General features: G+C 67.8%; 15 protein-coding genes. 5 read left to right on the top strand and 10 right to left on the bottom strand.

Annotated features, from left to right (window positions below):
• Nucleotides 1-261 precede the first annotated feature (261 nt).
• The 6 genes from ABD188_RS04660 to ABD188_RS04635 are packed head-to-tail and all read right to left on the bottom strand — an operon-like array spanning nt 262 to nt 6,986.
• The gene (locus ABD188_RS04660; protein ID WP_344058996.1) at nt 262-1,437 is read right to left on the bottom strand and encodes an ROK family transcriptional regulator; all 1,176 of its coding nucleotides are present in this window, start codon (nt 1,435-1,437) and stop codon (nt 262-264) included.
• Nucleotides 1,434-2,333, bottom strand: coding sequence for an ABC transporter ATP-binding protein (locus tag ABD188_RS04655; RefSeq protein WP_344058994.1), 900 nt, complete (start codon nt 2,331-2,333; stop codon nt 1,434-1,436). Before ABD188_RS04655 ends, ABD188_RS04660 begins: the two co-directional genes overlap by 4 nt.
• Entirely contained in the window at nt 2,330-3,202 is an 873-nt protein-coding gene (locus tag ABD188_RS04650; RefSeq protein WP_344058991.1) for an ABC transporter ATP-binding protein, read from the bottom strand. The genes ABD188_RS04655 and ABD188_RS04650 overlap by 4 nt, the downstream gene beginning before the upstream one ends.
• Nucleotides 3,199-4,281, bottom strand: a complete 1,083-nt coding sequence (locus ABD188_RS04645) for an ABC transporter permease (protein WP_344058989.1) — start codon at nt 4,279-4,281, stop codon at nt 3,199-3,201. The genes ABD188_RS04650 and ABD188_RS04645 overlap by 4 nt, the downstream gene beginning before the upstream one ends.
• The gene (locus ABD188_RS04640) at nt 4,274-5,278 is read right to left on the bottom strand and encodes an ABC transporter permease (protein WP_344058986.1); all 1,005 of its coding nucleotides are present in this window, start codon (nt 5,276-5,278) and stop codon (nt 4,274-4,276) included. The genes ABD188_RS04645 and ABD188_RS04640 overlap by 8 nt, the downstream gene beginning before the upstream one ends.
• Nucleotides 5,279-5,321: 43 nt before the next feature.
• Nucleotides 5,322-6,986: an ABC transporter substrate-binding protein gene (locus ABD188_RS04635; protein WP_344058984.1), complete on the bottom strand. Its 1,665-nt coding sequence runs from the start codon at nt 6,984-6,986 to the stop codon at nt 5,322-5,324.
• A 348-nt stretch (nt 6,987-7,334) separates the two neighbouring features.
• Here ABD188_RS04635 and ABD188_RS04630 point away from each other — a divergent pair, with 348 nt between their 5' ends.
• Nucleotides 7,335-8,015: a PhzF family phenazine biosynthesis protein gene (locus ABD188_RS04630; protein ID WP_344058982.1), complete on the top strand. Its 681-nt coding sequence runs from the start codon at nt 7,335-7,337 to the stop codon at nt 8,013-8,015.
• A 15-nt stretch (nt 8,016-8,030) separates the two neighbouring features.
• Here ABD188_RS04630 and ABD188_RS04625 read toward each other — a convergent pair whose 3' ends face one another.
• From ABD188_RS04625 to ABD188_RS04615, 3 genes are all read right to left on the bottom strand, one after another.
• The gene (locus tag ABD188_RS04625; protein WP_344058980.1) at nt 8,031-8,594 is read right to left on the bottom strand and encodes a uridine kinase family protein; all 564 of its coding nucleotides are present in this window, start codon (nt 8,592-8,594) and stop codon (nt 8,031-8,033) included.
• Nucleotides 8,595-8,657: 63 nt separating this feature from the next.
• A complete protein-coding gene (locus ABD188_RS04620; RefSeq protein ID WP_344058978.1) occupies nt 8,658-9,821 on the bottom strand; it encodes an acyl-CoA dehydrogenase family protein in 1,164 nt (387 codons plus the stop codon).
• 188 nt (nt 9,822-10,009) lie between these two features.
• Nucleotides 10,010-11,200, bottom strand: a complete 1,191-nt coding sequence (locus ABD188_RS04615; RefSeq protein WP_344058976.1) for a D-alanyl-D-alanine carboxypeptidase family protein — start codon at nt 11,198-11,200, stop codon at nt 10,010-10,012.
• Between the two features lie 118 nt (nt 11,201-11,318).
• Here ABD188_RS04615 and ABD188_RS04610 point away from each other — a divergent pair, with 118 nt between their 5' ends.
• The gene (locus ABD188_RS04610) at nt 11,319-12,389 is read left to right on the top strand and encodes an Rv2578c family radical SAM protein (protein WP_344058974.1); all 1,071 of its coding nucleotides are present in this window, start codon (nt 11,319-11,321) and stop codon (nt 12,387-12,389) included.
• 94 nt (nt 12,390-12,483) lie between these two features.
• On the opposite strand, the gene ABD188_RS04605 is transcribed toward ABD188_RS04610, so the two are convergent.
• Complete coding sequence (locus tag ABD188_RS04605) at nt 12,484-14,430, bottom strand: DEAD/DEAH box helicase (RefSeq protein ID WP_344058972.1); 1,947 nt, start codon at nt 14,428-14,430, stop codon at nt 12,484-12,486.
• A 322-nt stretch (nt 14,431-14,752) separates the two neighbouring features.
• Between ABD188_RS04605 and ABD188_RS04600 the strand changes: the two genes are divergently transcribed.
• From ABD188_RS04600 to ABD188_RS04590, 3 genes are all read left to right on the top strand, one after another.
• Nucleotides 14,753-15,661, top strand: a complete 909-nt coding sequence (locus tag ABD188_RS04600; protein WP_344058970.1) for a hypothetical protein — start codon at nt 14,753-14,755, stop codon at nt 15,659-15,661.
• A 38-nt stretch (nt 15,662-15,699) separates the two neighbouring features.
• The gene (locus ABD188_RS04595; protein WP_344058968.1) at nt 15,700-16,326 is read left to right on the top strand and encodes a putative antibiotic biosynthesis monooxygenase; all 627 of its coding nucleotides are present in this window, start codon (nt 15,700-15,702) and stop codon (nt 16,324-16,326) included.
• Between the two features lie 66 nt (nt 16,327-16,392).
• On the top strand, nt 16,393-17,475 hold the full coding sequence (locus ABD188_RS04590) for a DUF998 domain-containing protein (protein WP_344058966.1): 1,083 nt from the start codon (nt 16,393-16,395) through the stop codon (nt 17,473-17,475).
• Nucleotides 17,476-17,544 lie beyond the last annotated feature (69 nt).

Genomic DNA, 17,544 nt, shown 5'->3' with positions numbered 1-17,544 from the left:
CGCGGTCCAGGAAACGCAGGTTCCGGATGCCGGAATCCAGCGAAACCTGGACCGGCCCGGCGCATCCGGACCCGCAGAATGGTGCGCGGTCCAGGAAACGCAGGTTCCGGATGCCGGAATCCAGCGAAACCTGGACCGGCCCGGTGCCTCCGGACCCGCAGAATGGTGCGCGGTCCAGGAAACGCAGGTTCCGGATGCCGGAATCCGGCGAAACCTGGACCGGCCCGGCGCGTCGCGGGTCGCGGGACGAAACGGGGAGGGTCATGCGACGATCGCCGCCTCGAGCCGGGCGCGGATGTGCGCGACGAGCACTTGGCGTGCACCGAGCAGGATCGACTCACTGCCCGTCGTGCTGGCGCGCACGGCGATGTGCGGACGTGCTCCGCGCACGTCGGGCCTCGGGTACTGCACGGCGTCGATGCGGTGCTGCACCAGCGATGCGAGCCGGCCCCCGCCGGCGACGCCGGTCGGGCCGCCGAGCACGATGGACGCGGGGTCGAGTAGCGCGACGATCGGCGCCAGCGCGAGCGCCACGCGGTCTGCGACCGACCCCCACAGCGGGTCGTCCGCCTCGACATGGTCGAGCACGGCACGCAGCCGCTCGCCGGGCGACCCCATCAGCGCGGCGATCGCCGGACCACCGAGCAGGTCGGTGAAGTCCGCGGCGGCGGGATCGATGCTCGCCGCTGATCGGGGAACCTCGAGGTATCCGATCTCGCCCGCGCTGCCCGACGTTCCCCGCTGGATCTGGCCGTCGATGTCGAGGCCGACTCCGAGGCCCTCGCCGATCCAGAAGTAGGCGAAGCTCGTCGCATCCTTGGTCACCCCGAGGGCGCGCTCGGCCATCGCGGCCAGGTTGACGTCGTTGTCGAGGATGACGGTCATTCCGGTCGCCTGCTCGATGCGCTGTCTCGCACCTGTCTGCGGCCAGCCGGGCAGCGTGTCAGTGAACGAGAGCTCGTCGGCCGCGACATCCACCGCCGCCTGCACACCCACGGCGACGACGCTCACCGACGAACGCGCGACGCCCGCGGCCGCGCACGCCGCGTCGATCGCGGAGTTGATGTCGTTCTCGGGGGAGCGATCGGCACCGGCGACCGGCAGCACGACCACGGGACGATCGGAGTCGACGGGGTCGGTCAGCACAGCCTCGATCGTGTCGGCGAGGATGCTGATGGCGACCCCGGTCATGACGTCTCGGCGCACGCCGTAGACCGTCGCGTTGGGGCCGCGCGTCGCGGCGATCTCGCCCATCGCCTCGATGAGCCCGACCCGCTCGAGCCGCAGGATCATCGCTCCGGCAGTCGGCTTCGACAGGCCCGAGAGCTTGCCAAGCTTCGATCGGCTCAGCGGGCCGTGCTCGAGCAGCAGCCGGAACGCGGTCCGGTCATTGTGGGTGCGCAGCCAGGTCGGCGTGCCGGGATCGACAGCGGTCATCGGCTGGCGCCTTCCTCTTCGACCGCAGCGCTCGCGCGGCGGACGTCGTCGTCTCGCCGCACCTCGTCGCGCAGGGCGCCGAGCCGCTCGGGATCGGCGGCGGCCTCGCGCAGCTGCTGCGTGTACTCGTGCTGTGCATTCAGGATGACATCATCCGCGTTTCCGCGTTCCACGATGTCGCCGCGGTACATCACCAGGATCTCGTCCGAGAAGTGGCGCGCGGTGGCGAGATCGTGCGTGATGTACAGCACCCCGAGCCCCTCCTGCCGCTGCAGGTCGGCGAGGAGGTTGAGCACCCCGAGCCGGATCGACACGTCGAGCATCGACACCGGCTCGTCGGCCACGATGAACCGTGCCCCGGGCGCGAGGGCGCGCGCGATCGCGACGCGCTGACGCTGGCCTCCCGACAGCTCATGCGGGCGCCGGTCGGCGAACTTCGCGGCGGGTGCGAGCTGCACCCGGTCGAGAAGCTGAGCCGCGCGCAGTCGCACGTCAGCGCTCGAGAGCCTGGGATTGTGGATGCGGATCGGACGCTCGATGTGGTGGGCGATCGTGTGGAACGGGTTGAGCGAGGCGAACGGATCCTGGAATACCATCTGCACCTCGCGACGGTAGGCCTCGAGTGCCTTGCCGCGCGTGGCCGACGGCACGCCGTCCAAGAGCACGGTTCCGGATGTCGGGTGCTCCAGCTTCGCGATCATGCGCGCGATCGTCGACTTGCCCGACCCGCTCTCGCCGACGAGGGCGATCGTGCGGCCCTGCGCGATCGTGAACGACACGTCTTTGACGGCGTGGAGGGTCGATACCGAGAGGCCCGAGCGCAGCCGGAAGTCCTTGACGAGTCCGCGGGCCTCGAGAGTCCCGCGTCGGGCCCCATTGACGATCGCCTGGCTCATGCAGCCCCCTCCGTCGTGATGGATCGGCCGGTCTCTTCGCGGCCGCGGATGAACGCACCGCGGTCTCCGGTGAGGCTCGGGAAGCTCGCGAGCAGCTGCTTCGTATAGGCGTCGGCGGGTCGCCGATAGATCTGCTCGGCGGTGCCCTGCTCGATGATGCGTCCGTCGCGCATGACGGCGATGTGATCGCTGATCTCGATGAGCAGCGGAAGGTCGTGCGTGATGAAGACCACCGCGAAGCCGAGCCGCTCGCGCAGGCGCATGATTTCGCGGATGATTCCGCGCTGCACCACCACGTCGAGCGCGGTCGTCGGCTCGTCCATGATCATGACCTGGGGATCGAGCGACAGCGCCATCGCGATCATGACGCGCTGCCGCATCCCGCCCGAGAGCTGGTGGGGAAAGCTCGACAGCCGTGAGGGGTCCACCCCGACGAGCTGCAGCAGCTCGGCACTGCGCGTCTCGCGCTCGGCCTTGCCCATCCCGCGCCGGTGGGTCTTGAACACGTCGTGCAGCTGCTTGCGCACGCTCATCACGGGATTCAGCGAGTTCATCGAACCCTGGAACACCATGGACACCTTGTTCCAGCGGAACCGCCGCAGTCCCTCGCCGGAGAGTGCGACCACGTCGATGTCCTCACCGGAGGCGTCGTGGAAGACGACGTCTCCGCCGGTCATCACGGCCGGCGCCTTGAGCAGTCTCGTCATGCCGTACGCGAGCGTCGTCTTGCCGCATCCCGATTCGCCGGCAAGGCCGAGGATCTCGCCGCGGTGGAGCGTCAGCGAGACATCCTTCACCGCCTCGACCGGCGGGTCGACCTCGTAGCGGATCGAGACGCCGTGCGCCGTCAGCACCGGTTCGCCGCTCATGCGAACGCCCCTCCGTCTGCGACGACGTCGGCGCGCTTGACCGCCCTGCGCTGGCGCCGCGCGGCCTGCGGAGCCAGGCGGAGCTTGGGATCGACGACCTCGTCGATCGCGAAGTTGATGAGCGAGAGTCCGGCGCCCAGGAGGGCGATCACCAGCCCCGGCGGCACGAACCACCACCACGCCCCGCTGCCGACCGCCTGCCCGGTCTGAGCGTCGGCGAGCATCGTGCCGAGGGTGATCGATCCCGTGGGCCCGAGTCCGAGGTACGAGAGGCCCGCTTCGCCGAGCACCGCGAAGATGATGCCGAAGATGAACTGCGCGGCGATCAGCGGCACGAGGTTCGGCAGGATCTCGACGAAGATGACGCGCATCGGCTTCTCGCCCGAGACGCGGGCGGCGGCGACGTACTCGCGCGTGCGCAGCGACCTCGCCTGGGCGCGAAGGACCACAGCCGAGCCCGCCCAGCTGGTGATGCCGAGCACGATCGCCACCAGGAACGACGTGCGCGCGAGGGGTCCGAGACCGGGAGAGTTCTGCACATAGGCGGCGATCACCATGACCAGCGGGAGGCCCGGGATGACCAGCATGATGTTCGTGGCCAGCATCAGCACCTCGTCGAGCATGCCGCCGAAGTACCCCGCGAGGATCCCGAAGAGGATCGCGAGGAACAGCGCAACCGTCCCCGCGACGATGCCGACCCAGAGCGACTCACGAGTGCCGTAGACCAGCTGGGCGAACACGTCGTACCCGAGCTTGGTCGTGCCGAGCCAGTGCTCGGGGCTCGGCGGCTGCAGCGACGGGTTGTCGGAGTCGCGCGGATTCTGCGAGATGAGTGGTCCGACGAGCCCGAGGAGGGTGATGAAGCCGACGATCACGAGGCCCCAGATGAGCTTTCCCGACCACTGCGGCAGCAGATGCCGCACGCCTGCGAAGCGTCGCGTCGCAATGGCGGCGGTCGATGCCTCCACGGCAAGCTCGTTGCGGTCGACGTCTCGCACCGCCTGCATCTCGGCGGGCGATCCGAACGGGATGTCGCGCTCGATGTCGGCTTCGAGGTCGGTCTCGACGGGCTCAGCCATTGTGTCTCACCCGCGGATCGATCAGCCCGTACAGCAGGTCCATGATGAAGTTCGCGGCCAGCACCGTGAGGGTGATCACGAGGAACACGCCCTGCATCAGCGCGTAGTCGAGACCTTGAATCGCCTGGATCAGCAGCTTTCCGATGCCCGGGTAGCTGAAGACCTGCTCCATGACGACTGACCCGGCCACGACGAATCCCAGCGCGATGCCGAACCCGGCGAGACTGGGGATTGCGGCGTTGCGAGCCGCATACCGGGTGCGGATTCGACCGGGTGTCAGGCCCTTCGCTTCGGCCGTCACCACGTAGTCCTCGGACATCGTCGAGACCATCATGTTGCGCATCCCGAGCAGCCACCCGCCGACCGACGAGATGATGATCGTCGCCGCCGGAAGGATCGCGTGCTCGACCGCGCTCACGAAGAACGCCCAGCTGAACTCCGGCCCTGCGGGGAACTCGAACACGTCGTATCCGCCGACGATCGGCAGCAGTCCGAGCTGCACCGAGAACACGGCGACGAGCACCAGCGCGAGCCAGAAGTACGGAATCGACTGCAGGAACGTGGTCAGCGGCACGAGGTGGTCCAGCGCCGTTCCCCGCTTCCACCCCACCCACGCGCCGACGATCAGCCCGATCGCGAACGAGATCACGGTCGCGGTGCCCACCAGCACGACCGTCCACGGCAGGGCTGCGGCGATGAGATCGGTGACGGTGGCGGGATACCGCGTCGACGAGATCCCGAGGTCACCGTGCAGCAGCCGGCTCCAGTACGCGATGTACTGGTCCCACAACGACATGCCCTTCTCGGCGCCGAGGATGGAGGTGATCGTCTGAATCGTCTCCTCCGACAATGGCCGTCCGCCGTTGGCACGCCGGAGCTTGCCGAGCATGATGGCCGCCGGATCCCCGGGGAGCAGCCGCGGGAGGAGGAAATTCAGCGAGATGGCCGCCCACAGCGTCACGATGTAGAAGGCGATCCGCCGTACGTAGAAGTTCATCTCGCCTCCTCTCGCCGCCGATCAGGGGATGTCGTCATGGTGTCTACTTGACGGGCTCGAGGTGCGTCAACACGATCGCCGATGCGACCGACAGGTACGGCAGCGGGTTCGCGTACAGGTCCGACTCCGTCGGCCAGCCCGAGAACTTCTTCACGTTGAAGAACGCCTGCGACGCGTTGAGCACGACCGGGATGTAGGGCACGTCCGTCGTGATCTGGTCCTGAATGGTCGCGTACGCGGCCTGCTTGGTCGCCTCGTCCTCTGTCGCGGCTGCAGCCGAGATCGCGGCATCCACGTCGGGGTTGCTGTAGCGCGAGTAGTTCTGACCCGACACCGGGCTCTCGCCGACCTTGGCCGTGGACTTGCCGAAGAAGTACTGGTCGTAGTTCGTGAATGGATCCGCGACGAGCGACTGGGTCAGGCCATACAGCGCCATCTGGAAGTCGCCGTTCGAGATCGGCGTCCAGTACTCGGCATCCGACACCGTCCGAGCGTTGATGCGCAGACCTGCGGTGGCCGCCTCTTCTGCGATGAGCTTCGCCGTGTCGTTGTAATCGGTCCAGCCGTCGGGCGAGAACAGGTCCAGCTCGATGGTGGTGCCGTCCTTGCCGTAGAACCCGTCGTCACCCTTCGTGTACCCGGCCTCTTCGAGGATCGACTGGGCTGTCGCGACATCCGGCGACTGCGGGCTCTCGCCGTTGGCGGGGTCCCCCAGCCACTGCTCGTCGCGAGGCAGCAGGACGAAGGCGGGGTTGCTCGCGGCCGGGAGCCCGGCGAAGGCCTTCTCGGCGATCGCAGCCCGGTCGATCACGAGGTTGATCGCCCGACGCACGGCGGGGTCGGTCTGCGGTCCAGTACAGCCGAGGTCGGCGTTCGCGCACGTGATGATCGTCGTGGGGTCCTGCTGGTTGTTCATGGTCGCGATTTCGCCGCTGGCGGTCACCGGGTCGGGGTTCGCGATGAACTGTCCCACCCAGTCGAGCTTGCCGGTGGTGAGCAGGTCCTGCGAGGACTGGTTGGAGTCGAGTCCGACGTACTGCACCTCTTTGACCGCGGGCTCGCCGTCGCGGAAGTACGAGTTCGCCTCGACGGTATAGGCGGCATCCGAGAAGGACTTCACCTTGTAGGGACCGGAGCCGACGGGCTCGGGGTTCGTCTCGCTGATGTAGTCGTCGATGCCCGACCAGATGTGCTCGGGGATGATCCACGTCGAGCCGAGCAGCAGGGATGCCGACGTGAACTGCGGCTCGGTGTACGTGAAGACGACTGTGGTGTCGTCGGTCGCTTCGGCCGAGACGAGTTTGTCGCTCTTGTTCGAGCCGTAGCCGAACGTGAAGACGACGTCGTCGGCGGTGAGCGGCTCGCCGTCGTTCCACTCGAGGTCGGGCTTGATCTTCACGGTCAGCGTCTTGCCGTCCTCGCTGAACCCGTAGCTGTCACCGATCATCCCGGCGGCGGGATCACTGGAGAGCTGGTTGAAGAAGAAGAGCGGCTCGTAGATGGCGCCGAACGTCGCGTGGACAGCGGTGTCGACCGCGAAAGGGTTGAAGTTGTGATTGATGGGCGTGGCGCTGCCTGCCCAGACGCGAAGCACCGCGTCGTCGCTGCCCGAAGACTGCGAGGACGGCGAGCAGCCCGCGAGGGCGACAGACACTGCGACCACGCCGGCCGCGATCGCGACCGTCGCCTTGCGCAATTCTCGTCTCATGTTCCGGCGTTCCTTTCAACTCCTGGTGAGGGGATGGTGCACCGGACGGCTATGCCCCAGCGCATGGGCACCACGTTATAGGAAAGACACTTACCGATAACAGTCTTAATTGTTACGTTTGGATGACGGGAATCTCCCCCACAGGGGCGGAGGCGCGGGTGAACATCGCCACCACGGTCCTGGGCATCGTCCTTCTCGTCACCGGAATCGTGGTGTTCGTCCGCGAACAGCATCAGCGGCGCGCACCCGCGACGAGACCGACCCGAACTGATCTGCCCTGGGCGCCTCGCCGCCGTCGCCGAGCACCTGCCTCGCGCATCAGACGAGCGACTGGAAGGATCGGCTGATGTGAGCCTCCTTGTGAACGTCGTCCGCGTCTTCGTCGATGAACGCGGAGAGCACGGCAACCCGCTCGGCATCGTCTGGGCGTCCCCCTCGACGGACCGTCGTGAGCAGCAGATCGCAGCAGATCTGGGCTTCAGCGAGACGATCTTCATCGACGAGGTGGCCGATGGGTCGGCGACGGCGCGGATCTTCACCCCCCGGCAGGAACTTCCCTTCGCGGGCCACCCCACGGTCGGGCTCGCCGCGTGGCTTCACGCGAACGGGGACGCGATCAAGACTCTCGACGTGCCAGCCGGACGTGCGCACGTGCGCGTCGATGGGGAATTCGTATTCGTCGCAGCCCTACCAGCGTGGAGCCCGGACTTCGAGATCGATCAGTTCGATTCTGCTGAGGAAGTCGATGCGGTCGACCCGCAAGCGTATGGAGAGGGGCTCTTCTACGTCTGGGCATGGCTCGACGAGGAGGAGCGACGCGTACGCGCGCGAATGTTCGCGCCCGAGTTCGGCATCCGTGAAGACGAGGCCACGGGCGCGGCCGCGGTGCGACTGACGGCAGCGCTCGGGCTCGACCTCGAGATCGTGCAGGGCGCCGGGTCGCTGCTCTACACACACGTCCGGCACGGCGGTCAGCAGATCGAAGTGGGCGGGCGTGTGTCGGAGGCGACGGCGATCGAGCAGCGCTGACGGCGCGACCGTCGGTCAACGGCGGCCCGTGTCGATCCTCACGTCCGCGCGATCAACAGTGTGGTCGGCGGCGAAGAAGCGCGTCTCGTCCGCCATGTAGCGCTCCCAGAGGTCTCGATGCGACTCGCCGTCGCGAACGAGGCCGCGCTCCAGACGATCAGACGGGGGCGCGTCGACCCACACGCGACACGCGAGTGAGCCGGCTACAGCCGTCCGAGTGGAACCGATCCCCTCGATGATGACGATCGGGCTCCAGGCCAGGCCCTTCCAGCCGCCGAGCCCCTCGCCGAACTCGTCCCCGGCCCAGTCGCGCACCTGATACCGGATGCTGCGACCGGCGAGCAGCGGAGCGATGACTTCGGACTCGAACCGAGGCCACCAACGGTCCAAACTCACCCACGACAGGAAGTCGTCGATCTCGACGATCGGCCAGCCGAACGCGTCGGAAAGCTCACGAGCGATCGTCGACTTGCCCGACCCGCCTGGCCCATCCACCCCTACGAGCCGGATGCCCGGGACCTCAGCCGCCAGGACGACGGCGTGGATCTGCTCGATCACGGACACTGCAGGCGGGTGCACCAGACCAGGGTGGCACGCGATTGCGCGTGCGGGCGCCTGCGTGATCAGCGAACGAGGGCATCCTCAACGCTTGCCGGCCAGCTGCCTTCCCACGATCTCCCGCATGATCTCGTTCGTGCCGCCGTAGATGCGATGGACGCGAGCGTCGAGGAACGCGCGGGCGATCGGGTACTCGGTGATGTAGCCGTACCCGCCGTGCAGCTGCACGCAGGTGTCGAGCACCTCCCATTCGCGCTCGGTCGTCCAGAACTTGACCTTCGCGGCCTCTTCGGGCGTGAGCTTGCCGTCGCGGTAGGCGAGCAGCGCGCGGTCGGTGTACGCCCAGAGTGCGTCGACGGTGGTGGCGACATCCGCCAGCCGGAAACGGCTGTTCTGGAAGTCGATGATCCGCTCGCCGAACGCCTCGCGGTCCTTGGTGTACGCGAGGGTCCACTTGAACGCCGCCTCGGCGGCCGCGGCCGCCGCCACTCCGATCGACAGGCGCTCGAGCGGCAGGTTCATGATCAGCTGAACGAAGCCCTTGCCCTCTTCGCCGCCGATCAGGTTCTCGGCGGGCACGAAGACGTCGGTGAACGAGAGTTCGGCGGTGTCGTGACCTTGGAAGCCCATCTTGTGGAGCTTCTTGCCGTGGTCGAAGCCGTCCATCCCGTTCTCGATGAGCAGCAGGCTGAACGCGTCCGGGCGATTGCCCTCGCCGGTCTTCACGAACGTGACGATGACGTCGGCGGTCTTGCCACTCGAGATGAAGGTCTTGGCGCCGTTCACGAGGTAACCGCCTTCGACCCGCCTTGCGGTCGTCTTGATGCCGCGCAGGTCGCTGCCCGCAGCGGGCTCGCTCATGGCGAGGGCGCCGAGGATCTCACCGGTGGCCATGCCGGGCAGCCACTTCTCCTTCTGCTCCTGCGTGCCCATGTGGACGAGGTACGGGACGGCGAGATCATCCTGGATGCCGAATGCTCCCGCGAGCGAGCCGGCACCGGCATTGATGACCTCTTCGTTGATGATCGCGCGGAAGCGGTAGTCCTGGAGCATGCCTGCGCCGCCGAACTCCTCGGGAACCGACAGTCCGATGAGCCCGGACTCGCCCGCGGCGAGCATGGTGGCACGGTCGACCTCGCCCGCTGCGTCCCACCGCTCGCGCGCCTCGTTGGTCACGTAGCGCTTGATGAACTCCTTGACGACATCGCGGAATGCCTCGTGGTCCTCGTCATAGATGTCGCGCTCCATGTGCGCCTCCTCTCGTCTTCGAGCGGCCCGCCCATCGGCATACGTCAACGACGATCCGGTTGGCGACCGTGGTCGATTCTACCTGTGCAACGCGAACATACCGCTCGGTATGTGAGATTGGGTCCTAAGGAGGGTGGGACTGCGTACCGCTCTTTGTCGGATGCCTCAACTCGGCCTTGCGGGCACGGTCAGCCCGGATATCCGGGGGCCGGCGGCAACCCGAAGAACTCCTCCAGCGTGTGCCATCCGCCGTCGTGGTAGGCCTGCGCAAGCTGCGGTCCGATGTAGCGCAGGTGCCATGGCTCGGCCAGGTATCCGGTGGTGTCGGTGTGCCCGTCCTCGTACCGGACGACCCACCCGTACTCCCAGGCGTGCGCCGCGATCCATGCGCCCTGCGGTGACGTGGCGAGATCGTCGAGAGTGCCGCATCCGCCATTGCACGCGACGATGTCTGCGGTGATGCCCGATTGGTGTTCGCTGTAGCCCGGTCGCGCACTGACCAGGTCGGCGCCGGCGACTCCGCGGTCGGACACCTGACTGCCGTACGACGAGCGCTGCGTCGTGTACGAGCGGAAACCGCTCTCGATCGCGATCTCACCCGCACCTGCCTGGCTCGCCGCTGCCGCCATCCCCGTGAGAGCGGATGCCGCGTCCGGCCGGAGCGTGCCCTCTTCGATGTTGCGCACGTTGTCGGGCATGACGAGCACGTCGGGGCGGTATTGCAGAGGCTCGTAGGGGCGCATCTTGTTGACGACGACCCAGATGCGGGCGGGATCCGCCAGCGAAAGGCAGGGCGCATTTCCGCTGACGACAGCGGCGCGGAAGCCCTCGCCACCGCCCGCGGCGCTGATCACGCCCTCGTCGTCGCCTGCCGCGAGGGCGTCGCCCACCTCGGGCAGCGTGCAGATGTTCTCGGTCGCCAGGGTCTGCGCGACCTTCGGAACCGGCAGTGCCTCGACCGAAGGCAGCGGCGGCGGCGCGAACCGTGCCGCTGCGTGCGTACGTCCGGCATCGTCCGTCACGGTGGAGGGTTCCATGATCAGCGCGGTCACCGCGGCGGAGGATCCGAGCAGCAACGCGGCGGCGGCCGCGAGGCCGATGGCGACACCTGCTCTTGCTGCCCGCGGTGCACGTGCGTGGCGCGCCGGCGCGACATCCGTGCTGAGCAACTGCGCGGCGCGCGCATCGTGTCGACTGGGCAGTGGTTGCGGCCGGGATGGCGCGCCGTCGCCGGCGATGATCGGCAACGGCAGGGTCGTCGGGGGTGATTCGGCAGGTGTGCTGAGCTCGCTCTCGCGGGCGCGACCGCGCGCCTCTTCGCGCAGCGCTCTCGCGGCGCGTCGAGACAGGGGGGAATCGGGCGGTCGGGACACCGTCACACCCCCATTGTCACCCCGAGCGTCCGAGATCGCGAGGATGCGGTGTTCGCTCTGCCTTTCGTTCTAGGTTGCCGTGAATCACCTTGACACATCATAGAACATCTGTTCCCATGGATGCATGCGGTGGCAGGGTCAAGAGCTGGGGGTGGCGGATGCCGCGGCCCTGCCAGGCATGGAACGCCTCAACGGTCTCGTCCGCTCGGTGACGACCCCCGAGTTCGCGGGCGTGACCTTCCACGAGGTGATGGCCAAGAGTGCGTTGAACCATGTGCCCGGAGCATCCGCCATGCCGTTCGACTGGACGGTGAACCCCTACAGGGGCTGCACGCATTCATGCACATACTGCTTTGCTCGGGGCACGCACGAGTACCTCGAGCTGGATTCAGGTCACGACTTCGACAGTCAGATCGTGGTCAAGATCAATGTCGTCGACGTGCTCGCAAAGGAGCTGCGCCGAGGATCGTGGCGGAACGAGCCCGTCATGCTCGGCACGAACACCGACCCGTATCAGCGTGCCGAAGGCCGCTATCGCCTCATGCCGGGGATCGTGGCGGCGCTCACCGAATCGGGTACGCCGTTCTCGATCCTGACGAAGGGAACTCTGCTGCGGCGGGATCTGCCGATGCTCCAGGATGCGGCGGAATCGGTTCACGTGTCGATCGCCATGTCGATCGCGGTGTTCGACGACGACCTTCAGCACAGTGTGGAACCCGGCACGCCGTCGGCGGCGGCACGACTCGACACCGTGCGCGCGGCGACCGAGGCCGGCTTCCGGGTGACGGTGTTCCTCATGCCGATCCTCCCGCACCTGACAGACTCCATCCCCGCGATCGACGACGCCCTCACCCGCATCAGGGCAGCCGGCGCAGCGCGAGTCATCTATGGGGCGCTGCACCTGCGGCCGGGCGCGAAGCAGTGGTTCATGCTGTGGCTGCAGCAGCAGCATCCCGAGCTTGTCTCGTCGTACCTCGGGCTGTACCCAGGAGCCGCAGCGACGGCTCCGAAGGCCTACCGGTCATGGCTGGCGAAGCGCGTGCGCCCGCTGCTGCGCGTGCACGGACTCGACGGCCACGCGGAGGACGACGCGGATCGGCCGCGCAGCGCGGGCGTGTCGGGGCTGGCCGCCCGCTCGACCGTGGTGACGACATCGCGCGGGCGAGCAGCGGAGGAGGCCGCTCGCCTCTTCTGAGTCACCGGCGTTGAATCCGTGCGGCCGCGACCACCAAAAGGACGAAACGCGCCGACCCCCGAGAGAGGGCCGGCGCACATCAGATTGTGCGGTGTCAAGCGGTGATCTCCGCAGCGGTCGGTACGCGACCGGCGAGCTCTTCGATCAGCTCGTCACCGACGCGGACCTCGTCGAACGGCGCGTCGATCTCGGCACGGTCGAGCATCTCGGTCATGCGACGGCGGCGCTGACGGGTGATGAGCGTCACGACGGTGCCCGACCGACCGGCGCGGCCGGTGCGACCTGAGCGGTGCAGGTACGTCTTGTACTCGTCGGGCGCGTCGGCCTGGATGACCAGATCGATGTCGTCGACGTGGATGCCGCGAGCCGCGACATCCGTCGCCACAAGCACGTTGATGCGCCCGCTCGTGAGCTTCTCGAGGTTGCGCGTGCGCTTGGCCTGGTTGAGGTCGCCGTGCAGGGCGAGGGCAGGGATGCCGGCGTCGTCGAACTGCTCGGCGAGCATCTCGGCGTAGGCGCGCGTGCGAGCGAAGACGAGGGTCTTGCCCTCGCGGTCGACGAGGCTGTCGAGGATCTCGGCCTTGTCGCGGTGCTCGATGACGAGGATGCGGTGGTCGATGGTGCTCGACTCCTGGTCTTCGCCGGCGACCTCGTAGACGGCGGGCTCGACGAGGAATTCGTCGACGAGCGCGGCGACCTCGCGGTCGAGCGTCGCCGAGAACAGCAGCTTCTGGCTGCCCTCGCCGGTGTGACGGAGGATCCGCTGCACCGGCTCGAGGAAGCCGAGCTCGCACATGTGGTCGGCCTCGTCGATGACGACGACGCTGACCTCGCGCAGGTCGAGCTTGCGCTGCTCGATGAGGTCCTCGATGCGACCGGGCGTGCCGATGATGATGTCGACGCCCTTCTTGAGGGCACCCACCTGGCGACCCTGGGGCACGCCACCGTAGATCTGGGTCGTGAAGAGGCCGACGCTGCGGGCGATCGGCTGGATCGTGCGGTCGATCTGCAGCGCCAGCTCACGCGTCGGAGCGAGGATCAGCGCCTTGGGCGCACGACCGAACTCGCGACGCTGACCCGCCTGGGAGCGCAGCACGCGCTCGACGAGCGGGGCGCCGAAGGCGATGGTCTTGCCCGACCCGGTACGGCCACGTGCGAGCACATCCTTCCCCTCCAGGATGGAGGGGATCGTCGCCGCCTGGATCGGGAACGGCGTGGCCGCACCGAGGTCGGCGAGCGTGCGGACGATGTTGTCGCCCAGCCCGAGCGCACCGAAGGTCACCTCGGACACGTTCTCGGCCTGGATCGCCTCGGCCTGCAGGCGCTCGTGGACGACGTCGACGTGCTGCTCCTGGGCCGCGGTGCGGTCGGGGCGGGCATTCCAGTCGGAGCGGCCCGGGCGGTTCGCCTGGTCGCGATTCGGTCGGTCGCCGGAGTGCTCCCGCCGGGGGCGGTCGTCGTACGAACGAACCGGACGGTCGTTCGAGCGCGCCGGACGGTCGCTCGACGAACGTGCAGGGCGATCGTCGTAAGAGCGCGCAGGGCGGTCGCTGAAGGAACGCGCGGGACGGGCGCCGCTCGAACGTGCCGGACGGTCGTTCGAGCGCGCCGGACGGTCGTCATACGAACGCGCCGGGCGGTCGTTCGAGCGCGCCGGACGGTCGTCATACGAACGCGCCGGGCGATCGCTCGACCGCGCCGGACGGTCGTCATACGAACGCGCCGGACGATCGTTCGAACGCGCCGGACGGTCGTCGTACGAACGGACGGGGCGAGCGTTCTGGGCGTGCGTGCGGATGCCGCGCGCCTCGTCGCGGCCGGCGCGCTCCTGCGCGGTCCAGCGGCCCTTCGACGAGGCATCCTGCTCCGCGGGGCGATGGCCGCGGTGACCGGCGCTGCGGCTGCCTGCCTTAGCGGGTGCAGCACCGCGCGAAGCGCCGTCGGCGGGCCGGTGCTTGCGGTCCTGGTAGGAGGTCTTCTTCTCGCCGTAGCGGGGCTCGTAGTTCGGGCGGCCGCTGGCCGGTTTGCTGCTCTTGGGCATGGTCGTCGTGTCTTTCTGGGTTGTCTCGATGCGAGAACAGCACTCGGCGGCATCCCACACAAAGGGGACGCCTCCCGCGCATACGGCGCGGTGCAAACCCGGACATTGTCGGCCGGGGGCCATTCACTGGATGGTCGTCAGAGCGGAATCGCTCCCACCATCGGCCCCTGGGACTCACAAACCCATCTGCGCAACAAGCGCAGTGTCCCGAGCCGACCTGCCGAGCCTACCCGAGCGACCTGGGAACTCACCGGTCCGCGTCGAGACGACGAGCGGTGCCCCGACACTGCCAAGGTAGGAAGCGTCATCCCGAAGGAGCAGCATGACCCGAGCGAATCGACGCGCGGCCCGCTCATGGACCGTGCTCGCTGCAGCCCTGGTTCTCGCCGGCTGCGCGTCAGGGCCGGTCGCTCCGCCGGTCACGGCGCCATCGCCTACCGAGACGATCGTCCACGGAGACCGTCACGATGCGGGTCTCGCGCAACCCGGGCCATTCGTCGTTCGGTACGACCTCACCGAGCTGCGGCTGCAGCCCTACACCTACTGCGTGTCCAACGGCTGTGCCGACGGCTTCGACGATGACCCGCCGTCGGTCGGATCGCCCGAGGAGCTGCTCGTCTTCGTCCCGGTCCGAGAGTTCGACCGGCTGCACGTCGGGCAGGTCGAGGGAGGCGACCCGTGCGTCGGCCGCAGCGTGGAGGCGGAGGTCGCCGAAATCGGCGAGGGATGGTGGTCGGTGCGCCCACGTGGGCCGGCGGCCGAGTACGTGGTCGACCTGTTCGCCTCGGGCGAGGGCGCCGGCGACATGATCGCAAGCCTGCGCTGGATGACACCGCGGGACGAGCCGCTCCCCGATCCGACCGCGACCCTCACCGCTGTCGTCGACCACGACGGCGTGCCGGACTCGTACGGTCTGGAACTCGCGATCGGCAATCTGGCCGCGTCGCCCGTCGAGTACTCCGCGACGATCACGGTGACCGCGTCGAACGGACAGGCGCTCACCTTCCCGGCGGTCGCGAACGGCGAGTGCCGGCCAGACGGGTCGCTCTACTTCGACGAACCGGATGCTGAAGCCAAGCGCGCATCGTCCCTCGGCGACTTCCCCTTCACCTACCGGGTCCAGCTGATCCTGGACGGCGTCACGCACGTCGCCACCGCGACCTACCCCGACGATCTCGTAGACCCGCAAGACGTCGCGGTGCCACTGCACTTCGAGCCGCGGCTGCCCTGACGCCGATCTCTCAGCGCGCCACCGTGACAATGGATGGCATGGCAGAGCCCGACATCCATCCCATTACCGTGGCCATCGAGCGACGCATCGATCCTGCTCGCACCGTCGAGGCGACGAGCTGGATGCAGGCGGGCACCGACCTGGCGACCGGGTTCGCCGGGTTCCTCGGCTCGGGCTGGGTGCGGGCCGGTGAGGCGAGCGACCTGTGGTACATGCTCTACCGGTTTCGCGACATCCCGACCCTCGAAGCGTGGGAGCAGTCTCCGCAGCGCGAATGGTGGCTCGAGTCGGGACGTACGTTCGCCGACGAGGTCAGAGTCGAGCGCCGGACCGGCATCGAGGGCTGGTTCGACGCCCCGTTCGCCACGGACGTGGAATCGCGCGACGCCGGCGGCGCCTTTCCTGCTTCGACGGCGACGGGTCCGATTCAGCAGCCGATCCCGGCCGCACCTCGGCGATGGAAGCAGGCGGTCGCCATCTGGCTGGGGTTCTTCCCGACGAACCTGCTCGCCTCGTGGCTGCTCGGCTTCATCCCCGGATTCGCCGAACTGCCTCTGGTGCTGCGGGTGCTGTTCGCGACCCTCGCGCTGACGCCGGTCATGACGTATCTGGTGCTGCCCTGGGTGACTCGGATGCTGCGGCCTTGGCTGCAGCGAGGCTCCTGACCGTCCGTCGGCGCGCCGCCTGAGAGGACGCCTGTCAGCCGTCGTCAGCGGCCGTACACTGACGCCATGAGCACGGAATCCATCGCCTCGTCCCCGCGTGCTGCTGACGGTGCGCCACCGTCTCCGACACTGCGCGTCGAGTCGGCGGCGGTCTATCTCGCCCTCCTCGCCGGCGCGCTGGGAGCCATCTACGGCCTCATCATCGGACTCCTTTTCCCGGAGAGCCCGCTGACCGGTGAGTGGTCTTTCGGCATCCTCGCCGCCATCGGTGCGAGCGTGGTCGCGGCGGTGATCGCGGCCATCGGCTACTGGCGCTCGCGTCATCGCCCGGGCCAGGAGTGGCGGAGGTCGCTCGCCCCGTGGAAGTTCACGGTGAACACGATCTCGGTCGTCATCGTGCATACGGCGCTCGCATTCCTCGCGACGTATGTGGTCTTCCTCGTCCTCGGGCTCGGTTTCGTGGGGCTTCCTGTGGTCACGTTCTGGGCGACCGTGCTGATGGCCGTGACACTCGGGATGACGACATACATCGTCTTCCTCTCGGTGTCGCGCATGACCACCCAGCGGATGTCGTCCCTGCTCATGGCGTTCATCGTGCTCGGCACGCTCTCGGCGATGGTGACAACCCCTGACAAAGAGTGGTGGATGGTCCACTTCAGCCAGCTCGGCAGCTTCGACGACCTGTCGAGCTGGATCTTCAACGGGACTCTCATCGCCGGTGGCCTGCTCGTCACCACGTTCGCCGTGTATATCGCGAACGACATGCAGACCCTGGTCGCCGCCGGATCACTGTCGAATCGATCCTCACCGCGCACCGTGTCGACGCTGTTCGTCGTCATGGGCGTGATGCTGGCCTGCGTCGGGATCTTCCCGGTCGATGTGAATCTGCTGCTGCACAACCTTTCGGCGTCGGGCATGGCCGTCATGTTCCTGGTGCTGCTCATCGGCGGCCCACGATTCCTGCGCGGGATGCCGCGCACCTACTTCGTATGTGCCTGGTCGTTCCTGGGCGCTCTTGTCGCCTCGGTCGTGCTGTTCATCACGACCTACTTCTCACTCACCGCGTTCGAGATCATCGTCTTCGCGCTCATCTTCGGATGGATCGCGGTGTTCATCCGCTTCCTCGGCGTGGCCGGTCAGCGCGAGTAGCCCTGCTGGTCGCGCGCGGGGAGGTCAACCACTCGCCGTAGGCGTCGTTCCCGTGCTGGCTCGCCGAAC

Origin of the sequence: Microbacterium pumilum (assembly GCF_039530225.1) — a bacterium.
Classification (GTDB): domain Bacteria; phylum Actinomycetota; class Actinomycetes; order Actinomycetales; family Microbacteriaceae; genus Microbacterium; species Microbacterium pumilum.
This window is presented reverse-complemented; position numbering and strand designations above follow the sequence as displayed.

What these genes read in the sequence shown, in the direction of transcription:
- ABD188_RS04605 (WP_344058972.1), bottom strand. Translation starts at nt 14,430, where the DNA reads ATGCCCAAGAGCAGCAAACCGGCCAGCGGCCGCCCGAACTACGAGCCC.
- ABD188_RS04620 (WP_344058978.1), bottom strand. Translation starts at nt 9,821, where the DNA reads ATGGAGCGCGACATCTATGACGAGGACCACGAGGCATTCCGCGATGTC.
- ABD188_RS04595 (WP_344058968.1), top strand. Translation starts at nt 15,700, where the DNA reads ATGGCAGAGCCCGACATCCATCCCATTACCGTGGCCATCGAGCGACGC.
- ABD188_RS04610 (WP_344058974.1), top strand. Translation starts at nt 11,319, where the DNA reads ATGCGGTGGCAGGGTCAAGAGCTGGGGGTGGCGGATGCCGCGGCCCTG.
- ABD188_RS04635 (WP_344058984.1), bottom strand. Translation starts at nt 6,986, where the DNA reads ATGAGACGAGAATTGCGCAAGGCGACGGTCGCGATCGCGGCCGGCGTG.
- ABD188_RS04590 (WP_344058966.1), top strand. Translation starts at nt 16,393, where the DNA reads ATGAGCACGGAATCCATCGCCTCGTCCCCGCGTGCTGCTGACGGTGCG.
- ABD188_RS04650 (WP_344058991.1), bottom strand. Translation starts at nt 3,202, where the DNA reads ATGAGCGGCGAACCGGTGCTGACGGCGCACGGCGTCTCGATCCGCTAC.
- ABD188_RS04655 (WP_344058994.1), bottom strand. Translation starts at nt 2,333, where the DNA reads ATGAGCCAGGCGATCGTCAATGGGGCCCGACGCGGGACTCTCGAGGCC.
- ABD188_RS04645 (WP_344058989.1), bottom strand. Translation starts at nt 4,281, where the DNA reads ATGGCTGAGCCCGTCGAGACCGACCTCGAAGCCGACATCGAGCGCGAC.
- ABD188_RS04600 (WP_344058970.1), top strand. Translation starts at nt 14,753, where the DNA reads ATGACCCGAGCGAATCGACGCGCGGCCCGCTCATGGACCGTGCTCGCT.
- ABD188_RS04660 (WP_344058996.1), bottom strand. Translation starts at nt 1,437, where the DNA reads ATGACCGCTGTCGATCCCGGCACGCCGACCTGGCTGCGCACCCACAAT.
- ABD188_RS04640 (WP_344058986.1), bottom strand. Translation starts at nt 5,278, where the DNA reads ATGAACTTCTACGTACGGCGGATCGCCTTCTACATCGTGACGCTGTGG.